The 11,373-nt window shown below is 69.0% G+C and carries 9 protein-coding genes; 5 read left to right on the top strand and 4 right to left on the bottom strand.

The features are described from left to right. Positions 1 to 102: 102 nt before the first annotated feature. Both gpmA and DBR34_RS04595 read right to left on the bottom strand, forming a co-directional pair. Positions 103 to 852, bottom strand: a complete 750-nt coding sequence (gene gpmA / locus DBR34_RS04600) for a 2,3-diphosphoglycerate-dependent phosphoglycerate mutase (protein ID WP_038689579.1) — start codon at positions 850 to 852, stop codon at positions 103 to 105. Positions 853 to 928: 76 nt separating this feature from the next. Then, positions 929 to 1,960, bottom strand: a complete 1,032-nt coding sequence (locus tag DBR34_RS04595) for a cation diffusion facilitator family transporter (RefSeq protein WP_128095899.1) — start codon at positions 1,958 to 1,960, stop codon at positions 929 to 931. A 148-nt stretch (positions 1,961 to 2,108) separates the two neighbouring features. On the opposite strand from DBR34_RS04595, the gene DBR34_RS04590 reads away from it, so the two are divergent. The 5 genes from DBR34_RS04590 (at position 2,109) to DBR34_RS04570 (ending at position 9,026) form a co-directional block, all read left to right on the top strand. Continuing rightward, positions 2,109 to 3,533: a diguanylate cyclase gene (locus DBR34_RS04590; protein WP_128095898.1), complete on the top strand. Its 1,425-nt coding sequence runs from the start codon at positions 2,109 to 2,111 to the stop codon at positions 3,531 to 3,533. A 150-nt stretch (positions 3,534 to 3,683) separates the two neighbouring features. Then, positions 3,684 to 4,787, top strand: a complete 1,104-nt coding sequence (locus tag DBR34_RS04585) for a metallophosphoesterase (RefSeq protein WP_128095900.1) — start codon at positions 3,684 to 3,686, stop codon at positions 4,785 to 4,787. Between the two features lie 66 nt (positions 4,788 to 4,853). Next, complete coding sequence (locus DBR34_RS04580; protein ID WP_128095897.1) at positions 4,854 to 5,246, top strand: BlaI/MecI/CopY family transcriptional regulator; 393 nt, start codon at positions 4,854 to 4,856, stop codon at positions 5,244 to 5,246. After that, positions 5,243 to 6,736: a M23/M56 family metallopeptidase gene (locus DBR34_RS04575; RefSeq protein WP_128095896.1), complete on the top strand. Its 1,494-nt coding sequence runs from the start codon at positions 5,243 to 5,245 to the stop codon at positions 6,734 to 6,736. Before DBR34_RS04580 ends, DBR34_RS04575 begins: the two co-directional genes overlap by 4 nt. Positions 6,737 to 6,848: 112 nt before the next feature. Next, a complete protein-coding gene (locus DBR34_RS04570; RefSeq protein ID WP_128095895.1) occupies positions 6,849 to 9,026 on the top strand; it encodes a TonB-dependent receptor in 2,178 nt (725 codons plus the stop codon). A gap of 21 nt (positions 9,027 to 9,047) precedes the next feature. Here DBR34_RS04570 and DBR34_RS04565 read toward each other — a convergent pair whose 3' ends face one another. After that, entirely contained in the window at positions 9,048 to 10,181 is a 1,134-nt protein-coding gene (locus tag DBR34_RS04565; RefSeq protein WP_128095894.1) for an acyl-CoA desaturase, read from the bottom strand. Positions 10,182 to 10,183: 2 nt separating this feature from the next. Then, positions 10,184 to 11,260, bottom strand: coding sequence for a ferredoxin reductase (locus tag DBR34_RS04560; RefSeq protein ID WP_128095893.1), 1,077 nt, complete (start codon positions 11,258 to 11,260; stop codon positions 10,184 to 10,186). Positions 11,261 to 11,373 lie beyond the last annotated feature (113 nt).

Genomic DNA, 11,373 nt, shown 5'->3' with positions numbered 1-11,373 from the left:
ATGGGTGGCTGTGCGTGACCCCTTGCATCGCGTGCAGCCACCCATGGGGTGGCTCTACCGGCGGGGGTAAAGAAAAGGCCGGCTTGCGCCGGCCTTTCGTTGTTACTTCGCCTTGCCCTGGTTGGCCACCGCTTCGGCGGCCTTGCGGGCCGCTTCCGGGTCGCCCAGGTAGCGGAACGACTGCACCGTCAGGTCGTCGTTGAGTTCGAACAGCAACGGAATGCCGGTCGGGATGTTGAGCTCCAGGATGGCTTCCTGCGAGACATTGTTGAGGTACTTGTACAGCGCGCGCAGCGAATTGCCGTGCGCTGTCACCAGCACCGTCTTGCCGTCCTTCAGCTGCGGGGCGATCGCGTCGAACCAGTACGGCAGTACGCGGTCCAGCGTGGTGGCCAGCGATTCGGTGCCCGGCAGCGCGTTGCGGTCCAGGCCGGCGTAGCGGCGGTCGTGGATCGGATGGCCCGGGTCTTCGATGTCCATCGCCGGCGGCGGGATGTCGTAGGAACGGCGCCAGATCTTGACCTGGTCCTCGCCGTGCTTGGCCGCAGTCTCGGCCTTGTCCAGGCCCTGCAGCCCGCCGTAATGGCGTTCGTTCAAGCGCCAGCTCTTGCTCACCGGCAGCCAGTCCTGGTCCAGCTCGGCCAATGCACCCTGCAGGGTGTGGATGGCGCGCTTCAGCACCGAGGTATGCGCCACATCGAACTGCAGCCCTTCTTCGCGCATCAGGCGGCCGGCGGCGGCGGCCTCGCGGCGGCCCTGTTCGGTCAGTTCCACGTCCACCCAACCGGTGAAGCGGTTGTCCAGGTTCCACTGGCTCTGGCCGTGGCGCAACAGTACGAGTTTCCGGGTCACTGCAGTATCTCCGACAGATGGCAAGGCAGACCCGCATTGTAGCGGCAAGCCTGCCCTGCCCCGCACCCGGCCCGGTTCAGGGATGGGGATGGCCGTGGTGGCCCTGCGCGTCGGTGCCGGTACGGCGGCCGTCGGTGGCCGCATGGGCGTGGTCGGCATGGCCGTGGGCGTGGTCGCCATGATCATGGCCGGCATGCGCATCGCCCGCCTTGGGGCTGCCCACGCTGCAGCTGTCGCCGCAGTGATCCGCTTCGATCTGCAGGGTTACATGCTCGATCTCGAACCGGTCATGCAGCGTGGTGGTCAGCGCGCGGCGCAGCGCATCGGCATCCACGCCGTCGGCCATCACCACGTGTGCGGTCAGTGCCGGCGTACTCGATGCCAGCGCCCACACGTGCAGGTCGTGCACATCGACCACGCCGTCCTGCGCGCCCAACGCCGTGCGCACCGCCGCGAGGTCGGTGCCCTTGGGCACGCCTTCAAGCAGCACGTTGATGGCCTCGCGCATCAGCACCCACGTGCGCGGCAGCACCCACAGGCCGATCAGCACCGCCAGGATCGGATCGATCAGCTTCCAGCCGGTCCAGCGGATCAGCAGCGCGCCGATGATCACCGCGACCGACCCGAGCATGTCGGCCCAGACTTCCAGGTAGGCGCCCTTCACGTTGAGGCTTTCGCCGCTGCCGGCGCGCAGCAGGCGCATCGAGATCAGGTTGATGCCCAGGCCAACCGCAGCGATCACCAGCATGCCGGTGGAGGCGATTTCCTGCGGCTGGCGGAACCGCTCGATGGCTTCCCAGAGGATGTAGCCAGCCACCACGAACAGCATGCCGCCGTTGACCATCGCGCCCAGCGCTTCCAGCCGCGCGTAGCCATAGGTGCGCTTGGCATCCGGCGGGCGGCGACTGAGCCGCACCGCCACCAGCGCGATCATCAATGCGAGGGTATCGGTGGCCATGTGCGCCGCGTCGGACAGCAGCGCCAGGCTGTTGGTCCAGAACGCGCCCGCCACTTCCACCAGCAGGAAGGTCGTGGTCAGGCCCAGCGCCCACCACAAGGGTTTTTCGTGGCGGATTTCGCTGGGCAGGTGATCGTGGTCGTGACCCATGAAGGTATCTCCGTTGCAATGCGCGCAGAGTAAGCAGGCGATGCGCCGGAGACTATTACACTTGGGCTCGCGTTCATTCTGTAACTTCATTACAGCCACGCGCGGCCGTTAACCTTCGACGGCCTGTGTGGCGGGAAGAGCAACCATCGTGGATATCGTTCCAAACCTGGATGAGGCCAGCCGGCCACTGGCAGATGCCTGGCAGCAGACCCTGCAGGCCACCAGCCCCGACGCGGCCGCGCTGCTTGCCGAGCTGGCGGCCCGGTCGCCGCCCGACCTCGCCCATCACTTCTATGACGTGCTGCTGGAGGACCCGCGCGCCAGCCGCTTCCTGTCCCACGACCAGGTGCGCCTGCGGCTGAAGCCGGCCATGCAGCGCTGGCTGACCCAACTGCTCACGGCCACGCCCGACAGCATCGCCGCACTGGTCGCGGCGCAGCGGGTGATCGGCGACGTGCATGCGCGCGTCGGCATCCCGGTGGATCTGGTCACGCGCGGCACGCGCGTGCTCAAGCAGCGCCTGTTCGCGCAGATTGTCGCCGACGCGCCGGACAGCCACGTGGCCTTCGAGGCCATCAATTGCCTGAGTGCGTCGGTGGACATCGCCCTGGAGGGCATGACCTTGGCCTACACGCACGCACGCGAGCGCTCCTCGCGCACCGATGCGGCGTACCGGCTGTTTTCGCTGGTGCAGAACGTGAGCACCGAACGCGAGCGCCAGCGCGCGTTGCTGCTGGATTGGGAAAACGCGCTGCTGTACGCCATTGCCAGCCAGGCCACCGACGCCGACACCGTCGACCTGGCGCATTCCGAATTCGGCCTGTGGTTCACCCACAAGGGCATTCCCAGTTTTGGCGAAAGCAGCGAAACCGCACAGGTGGGCGCGCTGGTGGCGCAGGTGGACGCGCAACTGCACGCAGCCCTGGCCCATGCCGATGTTGGCGCGCGCTTCGGCGCACTGCAGGGCATCCGCGAGCAGCTGGCGCGCATCCGCACGCTGATGGGCATGCTGTTCGAGCGGATCGGCGAACTCGACGCAGGCAGTGATGCCCTGACCAACCTGCTCAACCGGCGCTTCCTGCCCACCGTGCTGCGCCGTGAGATCGAACTGGCCACCTCGGCCAGTACGCCGTTCTCGATCCTGCTGCTGGACCTGGATCATTTCAAGGCGATCAACGATGCGCACGGCCACGACGGCGGCGACCGCGCCCTGCAGCACGTGGCAGCCCTGCTCGGCCAACTGACGCGCGGCAGCGACTACCTGTTCCGCTATGGCGGCGAGGAGTTCGTGGTGGTGCTGGTGGCCGCCACTGCGGCGCAGGCCGAGGTGATTGCCGAGAACCTGCGCCGGCAGATCGCACAGACCCCGGCGCAGCTGGCCGATGGCACCGCGTTGGCGTTGACCGCCAGCATCGGCGTGGCAGCGCACGATGGCCACCCGGACTATGAGCGGCTGATGGCGCGCGCCGCTGCGGCGATGTACCAGGCCAAAAAGCGCGGCCGCAACCGCGTGGTGCTGGCCGACGATGCGATGCCGGAGGCGCCCGGCCGCCAGGCCCTGCAGCGCGGCTGAGTGACCCGCCAACCGCCTGTTCCTGCACATCCATCGGTACCAACGGCGCATGCCCAACGCATGCGCCGCGGCGTAGGATCACCCCGTGCGCCTGCGCACGCCTTCTTTACCCGGACGCCGCCGATGCCTGCCTGTCGTACCCTGCGCGCGATGCACGCGCTGTTTCCCTGCCTGCTGTTGCTGGCCGCTTTCACCACCAGCGCGCGCGAGGTAGCCGCACCGGCCGAGCACGTCGATGCGGACGGCCCGTACGTGTTCGTTACCGCCAAGGGCCACGAGGCAGCGTGGATCTGCAACGACCACATCGTGCACCGCACGCTGCCGGCCCGCGGCGATACCACGCAGGTGGTGCCCGAGTGCGGCTACCCGCATCCTGTGACCGTGCTGCCGCCGCGGACCGCCGAAATGGCGCAGTATCCGGCCACGCCGCGCATCGTCGCGGTGTCGGACATCCACGGCCAGTACGACCTGCTGGTCCGGCTGCTGCGCGCCCACCATGTGATCGATGCGCGCGATCAATGGTCGCTCGGCGATGCCACCTTGGTGGTGGCCGGGGACGTGTTCGACCGCGGCCCGCAGGTGACCGAAGCGTTCTGGCTGCTGTACGGCCTGCAGCAGCAGGCCCGCGCGGCCGGCGGCGCGGTGCACTTCGTGCTGGGCAACCACGAAACGATGGTGCTCTACGACGACCTGCGCTACGTGAACCCGAAATACCTCAGGAGCGCGCAGCTGCTGGGCCGCAGCTACCCCGCGCTGTACGGGCCGGATTCGGTGATCGGACAATGGCTGCGCACCCGCCCGGTCATGCTGAAGATCGGCGACACGCTGTTCCTGCACGGTGGCATCGCACCGGAGAACCTGGACCTGGTGCGCGGCATGGACGCCACCAACACCATGTACCAGGCAGCCGTGGGGCTGCCGCGCGATCAGGTCAAGGCAGCGCCGGACACGGCGCGCCTGTTCGACGGCAAGACCAGCCCGATCTGGTACCGCGGCTACTTCGACGGGCAGCTGGACACCGCCCAGGTCGATGCGCTGCTCACCCAGCTGGACCTTGCGCGCATCGTGGTCGGGCATACCTCGATGCCGCACGTGAGCACATTCCACGGCGACCGCATCATCGCCATCGACAGCAGCATCAAGAACGGCGAGAACGGCGAACTGCTGTTCATCGAGGACGGGGTGCTCAGCCGCGGCCTGCTCGACGGCAGCCGGGTGCCGCTGGCCGAGGGGAAGATGGGACTCGAGGACTGACCCTCTTGCGGGGCATGCGACACTTGTCGCACACTTGCGACACCACTCCTTGATGCTGGTGTCGCCATGGCGCGTGTGCCCACCCCTTCGAACGCCGAGCTGGAACTGCTCAAATGCCTCTGGCGCAACAGCGCCTGCAGTGCGCGCGAGTTGCACAACGGCGTTGCCGCCACGCTGGACTGGTCGTACTCGTCCACGCGCAAGACCTTGGAGCGCATGGTCGACAAGGGGCTGGTCGATGAGAGCGCCGAGCACGGTCTGAACGTGTACCGGGCCAAGGTGGGCAAGGTGGCCACACTGGCCGCCTTGAGCGCGGACTTCGCCCGCCGCGTGCTGGAAATCGACGGTGGCCTGCCGATGCAGGCCTTCGCCGACAGCCGCCTGTTGAGCGAGACCGAACTGCAGCAACTGGACGCCCTGCTCCGCGACCCCGACCCCGACCAGGAGCCGCAGCCATGAGCCTGCCGTTGCCGGATCCGGCGCTGGTGCACCTGCTGGGCAGCCTGCTCTGCGCTGGCCTGGCATGGGGCGCAGGCAACGCGTTGCACCGATGGCTGCAGCTTTCCGCGGCCGCCACGCGCTACTGGCTGTGTCTCTGGCTGCTGGCCGTGCTGCCCCCGTTGCTGGCGATGGCGCTGGCGGTGGCGGCACCGTCGCAGGTCGCCGCGCTGCCCTCGCCGTTGGCGCTCCCCATCGCACTGGATCTGGACGCCGGCGGCCCGGCCATTACGACAGGCATCACAGCGGCCCCCCGGCTGGGCTGGCCAACGCTCGCGCAGGTGCTGTGGGCGGCCTATCTGACCGGTGTCGGCATCGCGCTGGTGCGCCTGCTGCGCGGCACCCTGGCGGTGGCGCGGATCGCACGCGCCGCGCCGTCTGTGCCGCCGGCTGCGTGGCGTGGCGCAGCCAGCCGCGACTACGCCGGCCAGCTTGCCCGGCAGGGCATCCGCATACGCCTCACCCAACACGCTGTGAGCCCGTTCGCCGTTCGCTGGCCTCGCCCGACCATCGTGCTGCCTGCCACCGCGCTGCAGGCGTTCAGCGACCGCCAACTGCGGCTGGTGCTGGGCCATGAAGCGGCCCACCTTGCCCGTCGCGATCCGCAGCGGGCCGGCGCGATGGCGGTGGTGGACGCAGTGTTGTGGTTCAACCCGTTCGTGCGCCGCATCACCGCGCGCGTGCAGATGGCCGTCGAACTGCGGTGCGACGCGCTGGCGCTGGGGAGCGACGACACCGCGCGGCGTGACTTTGCCGCCGCCTACCTGCAGGCGTTGCGCATGGCCGGCCATGGCGCAACGCCGGCATCGCCCAGCGCATTGACCCATCGCGACGCCGCCGGCCACCGGCTGCGCATCCAGCACATGCTCGGCGGCGACGCCGGACGCACGCTGCCACTGGCTGCGCGCACCCTGCTCGGCGCCGGTGCACTGGGGATCGGCGCGATGCTGGCGCTGGTCCAGGCAGGTACCGCCGCCACGCCGCTTCCATTGGGCATCGTGGCCATCGCCGCTTCGCCTGCGCGTGCAACCCCTGACGCGTCGCTGCTGGCCGCGGCCACCATGCGTTTTGCCGCCCCGCTGGCGCAATCGCGTATCACCGGGCACTACGGCGATGCCGGCGGCATCCGCCAGCGCGCGCACCGCGGCATCGATTTCGGCGCACGCGTCGGTACGCCGGTACTGGCCCCGGCCGACGCCACCGTGGTGGCCGCCACGCCGGATTATCCGGGCGGCGCGCAGTACGGCACCGTGGTGGTGCTGGACCACGGCAATGGCTGGCAGACCCTGTTCGCCCACCTGGACGGCACCGATGTGCAGGTGGGCCAGCAGGTGCGTAGCGGGGATCCGATCGCCCGCACCGGCCGCAGCGGCCGGGTGACCGGCCCGCACCTGCACATGGAGATGCTGTTCAACGGCGAACGCATCGACCCGCAGCGTCGCCTGCCATGAGCCGCTGACCCGCTCCACCGCGTTGCTTCCCGTTGCATCTGGTCTTCCTGGTCGCAGGAGGGACAGCTGTTGCCTGACCCACGGCCGCCACGGCCCCTCCTGGATCGCCCGCATGCCCCTGCCCGCCATCTGCCGTCCGTTCCTGCTGCTGCCGCTGTGCATCGCCCCGGCTGCCTGGGCCCAATCGACCGCCCACGACGACGGCACCGCGCCCCCCATCGAACTGGACACCGTGCAGGTACAGGCGGCGCACTACCAGGCGCGTCGCGATGACACCGCCACACGGATCGTGATCGATGCCACGCAGTTGCGTCAGTACGGCGATCCGGCCCTGCTGGATGCGCTCAAACGGCTGCCGGGCATCAGCGTCGGCCAGGGCGCGCCTGGCCGCAGCGGCACACTGTCGCTGCGCGGACTGGGCGCCGGCTATACGCAGATCCTGATCAACGGGCAGAAGGCACCGCTGGGGTTCGACCTGGACGCACTGAGCCCGGAGATGGTCGAACGGGTCGAAATCCTGCGCGCGCCCACCGCCGACCAGCGCACCGAAGCAATCGCCGGCACGCTCAACATCGTGCTGGTCGCCGGTGCACGCAAGGAGGCCGAATCGTTGGCGCTGGCGTGGGGGCTGTCCAACGCGCGCAGCGCACCGTCGCTGACCTGGCAGCGCAGCCGTCGTCAGGCCCACCGCAGCCAGTCCGTGGCTGTCAGCGCGTCGCGCCGGGCGTTCCTGGTGGAGCTGCAGGCCCTGGAAACGGCGTATGGCCCTGACGGGCAGCCGGACGTGCTGCGCAGCAGCCAATTGCGGGCGACGGGATCTCGCCAGGCGGTGTCGCTTGCGCCCAGCGTGGAGCTCAGCCTCGACAATGGCGACACCCTGACGTTGCAGGCGCTGGCCGACGCCAGCCGCTTCCAGCGCAGCACCGACATCGCCTGGGACACCTGGCTGGGGCCGCCGCTGGCGCAGGTCCGCTACCGGCAACGCACGCGCATCGCGGTGGAACAACTCAGCGGCAGCGCAGGCTGGACCCACCCCTTCGCTGTCGGCGGCAACTTCACCACGCGGCTTGCCGCAGGGGGCAACCGTGAAGACTACCGCTACCGCGAGCAAGGCGTCGGTAACGATGGCCAGCAGAACCTGGACGACCATACCGACGCGCGCCTGCGCGTGCACAACGTCAACAGCACCGGGAAGTACGCGCTGCCCACGCACGGCCGACATACGCTGGAAGTTGGCTGGGAAGGCAGCGTCGACGGTCGCGATGAAGCCCGCCTGCAGCAGTTGCGGCCCATCGCGGGCGATGCCGGCAGCATCAGCGATCTCGCCTTCGATGCGCGCATCCGGCGCATGGCCGTGTATGTGCAGGACGACCTGCAGCTCGGCCCTCGCTGGTCGATGTACCTGGGGCTGCGCTGGGAAACCATCGACATCCGCAGTGCCGGCAGTGGCTTTGCCGCCATCCGGCAGCGCGACAGCGTGCTGTCGCCGGTGCTGCAGTCCCTGTGGAAGCTGCCGGGTACCCGCGACGACCAGCTGCGCGTGGCGCTGAGCCGCACGTACAAGTCCCCGACGCTGGCCTCGCTGATCCCGCGCCCGTACACCTCGACCAACAACCGGCCGCTGAACCCTGACGAGCAGGGCAACCCGGCATTGCGCCCGGAGCTGGCCACCGGCGTGGATATCGCCTACGAAACCCACGGCAAGGACGGCACCGAACTCAGCCTGGGGGCCTACGCACGGCGCATCCAGGACGTGGTGCGCACCGAAACCACGGCGCAGGACGGGCGCTGGGTCGCAACACCGCGCAACGCAGGCGATGCCACCAGCTGGGGAGTGGAAATGGACGCGCGGGTGGCATTGGCGCGTTTCCTGGCCAACGCACCGGACGTGTCGTTCCGCCTCAATGTCACGCGCAACTGGTCGCGCGTGGCCGATGTGCCCGGACCCGACAACCGCCTGGACGGGCAGCTGCGTTTCACCGGTTCGCTGGGCGCCGACTACCGGATCAACCCGCGTTGGACCACGGGGCTGAACTACAGCTACCGCAGCGGCGGTCCGGTGCGTATCAGCAGCGGACAGATCGACATCGATGCCTACCAGCGCGAGCTGGACCTGTATGCGTTGTGGACGCTGGGGCCGCGCACCAAGCTCCGGCTCAGCGCCAACAATCTGCTGCGGCAGGACCTGGTGTCCGGCCAGGTCCTGTGGGATGCGCAGGGGCGGCAGCAGCTGCAGCAGCGCCGATCGGGCGCGCCGCTGTGGCGGCTGCAGTGGGAGCAGCAGCTCTGACCGGTGCCGCAGCGTTCCGGCTCAGCCCTGCTGCGGCAGTGGCTGAGCGTTGACGGCAACGGCCTTGGTGCGCACCGGGCGGCTCGGGAAGGCATGCCGCACGATGCGCCACATTACCTGGCCAAACTGCTTCGGCAACGAGCCGGTGTTGTAGTGCTGGCCGTAGCGTGCGCAGATCGCTTTCACTTCCACCGCGATGGCCGCGTAGCGGTTGGCCGGGATGTCCGGGAAGAAATGGTGTTCGATCTGGTGGCTGAGGTTGCCCGACATGACGTTCATCAGCTTGCCGCCGGTCAGGTTGGACGAGCCGCGCAGCTGGCGCAGGTACCAGTGGCCACGGCTTTCGTCGCGCACGCATTCCTTGGGGAAGGTCTCGGCGTCGGCGGTGAAGTGGCCGCAGAAGATGATTACGTAGGTCCACACGTTGCGGATCAGGTTGGCCACCACGTTGCCCAGCAGCACCGGCAGGAAGAACGGGCCGGCCAGCGCGGGGAACAGCAGGTAGTCCTTGAACATCTGCTTGCCCATCTTGCGGCCCACCGGACGCGCCTGCGCCAGCAGCTGGCGGAAGGTGATCTTGCCGGCGAACCAGCGGCCCAGGCGCAGGTCCTGGATGGCGATGCCCCATTCGAACAGCAGCGCGAACACCACCGCCACCACCGGCTGGGTGAGGTAGAACGGGCGCCAGCGCTGTTCGGGGAAAATGCGCAGCAGGCCGTAGCCGATGTCGTCGTCCAGCCCGCGCACGTTGGTGTAGGTGTGGTGGCGGAAATTGTGGGTCTTGCGCCAGTTGTCGGCGGTGCCGACGATGTCCCACTCGTAGGTGCTGCCCTGCAGCTGCGGGTCGCCCATCCAGTCGTACTGGCCATGGATGACGTTGTGCGCCAGCTCCATGTTCTCCAGGATCTTGGACAGCGCCAGCAGCACCACGCCGGCGATCCACGCCGGAATCAGCACGCTGTGCACGAAGGCACCGAGGAACAGCAGCGCGCGGCCGGCCACGCCGGTCCAGCGCACGCCGGCCACCACGCGGCGGATGTAACGCGCGTCGGCCGCCCCCAGCGTGGCCAGCTGGCGCGCACGCACTGCATCGAGTTCATTGCCGAACGCATCCAGTTCGGTAGGCGACAGCACGCGGTTATGCACGGAAGACATGCTCAGAGCTCCAGAATCAGGTCGGTGCTGGCGCTGTTGACGCACAGCTTCACTTGCGTGGCCGGTTCATCGGCGTAGTCGCCGGTCAGGGTATGCCGGGTGACGCCGGACGCCTTGCCGCACACGCAGGTATTGCAGATGCCCATGCGGCAGCCGCTGGCCGGGCGCAGGCCTTCGGCCTCCAGCGCCTGCAGCAGCGAAGTGCCGCGCGGCAGGGTCAGGGTGCGGCCGGTGCGGCGCAGTTCCACCTGCACCGTGCCGGTTTCCGCGTCGGGCAGCACCGGCGGGGTGAAGGCTTCGAACTGCAGACCGGCCACGGCGCCCTGCAGGCGTTCACGCGCGGCATCGACGAAGCCGCCTGGGCCGCACACCAGCACCTGGGCCGCACGGATATCGCCCAGTGCATCGAAGGCGTAGGCGTCCACGCGCGGCGACGCAGCGTGCGGGTCGCGGGTCAGGGCCAGGTGCACGCGCAGGTTCGGGTGGCGCGCGGTCAGTGCCGCCAGCTCATCGGCAAAGCACAGTTCCTCGCGGCGGCGAGCCCAGTACACCAGGTCCACCGTGCCGGGCATGCCGGCGGCATCCAGCTGGCGCAGCAGTGCGCGCATCGGGGTGATCCCGCTGCCGGCGGCCAACAGCAGCAGGCGCTGGGCCTGGCGGGGGTCGACGGTCATCGCGCCGAAGGCCTGGCCCAGCTCGAATGCTTCGCCGATCACGGCGTGGTGGGCCAGGTGCTGGCTGACCTTGCCGCCCTCGATCGCCTTGACGGTGATCGCCAGGCTGCCATCGGCCAGCCGCGTGGGGCTGTAGCTGCGCGACAGGCGACGACCGTCCACGTCCACGCCGAGGGTGACGTGCTGGCCAGGCTGCAGCCCGCGGAAGTGCCGGTTCGGGCGCAGCACCAGGGTCACCGCATCGGCGCTGGCCTGCTCGCGCGCCACCAGCCGCGCCCGCGCACGGCGCAGGGTCCACAGCGGGTGCAGGCGCCCGGCCCAGAAGTCGAACAGCTCCTCGGACACCCAGTGACGGGGCGAGATCGGGTTGCGGCGGCGGATCGGGGGGCGGGGATGAGCGCTCATGGAACCACTATACGCACGCGCATACAGGCGTGTATACACTTGTATATTGAATGGACGGGCTATGATTCAGGGACTTGACCGCCCTGCCCCCGATGACCTCCCCAGACCTGCCC

Source organism: Stenotrophomonas sp. HMWF003, from assembly GCF_003061285.1.
Lineage (GTDB): Bacteria > Pseudomonadota > Gammaproteobacteria > Xanthomonadales > Xanthomonadaceae > Stenotrophomonas > Stenotrophomonas maltophilia_AP.
The sequence above is the reverse complement of the archived record's forward strand: the minus strand, read 5'-3'. Positions and strand labels throughout refer to the sequence as shown.

Excerpts from the sequence above, each read along its gene's own strand:
- DBR34_RS04595 (WP_128095899.1), bottom strand. The coding sequence starts at position 1,960 with ATGGGTCACGACCACGATCACCTGCCCAGCGAAATCCGCCACGAAAAA.
- DBR34_RS04585 (WP_128095900.1), top strand. The coding sequence starts at position 3,684 with ATGCACGCGCTGTTTCCCTGCCTGCTGTTGCTGGCCGCTTTCACCACC.
- DBR34_RS04580 (WP_128095897.1), top strand. The coding sequence starts at position 4,854 with ATGGCGCGTGTGCCCACCCCTTCGAACGCCGAGCTGGAACTGCTCAAA.
- DBR34_RS04575 (WP_128095896.1), top strand. The coding sequence starts at position 5,243 with ATGAGCCTGCCGTTGCCGGATCCGGCGCTGGTGCACCTGCTGGGCAGC.
- DBR34_RS04570 (WP_128095895.1), top strand. The coding sequence starts at position 6,849 with ATGCCCCTGCCCGCCATCTGCCGTCCGTTCCTGCTGCTGCCGCTGTGC.
- DBR34_RS04565 (WP_128095894.1), bottom strand. The coding sequence starts at position 10,181 with ATGTCTTCCGTGCATAACCGCGTGCTGTCGCCTACCGAACTGGATGCG.
- DBR34_RS04560 (WP_128095893.1), bottom strand. The coding sequence starts at position 11,260 with ATGAGCGCTCATCCCCGCCCCCCGATCCGCCGCCGCAACCCGATCTCG.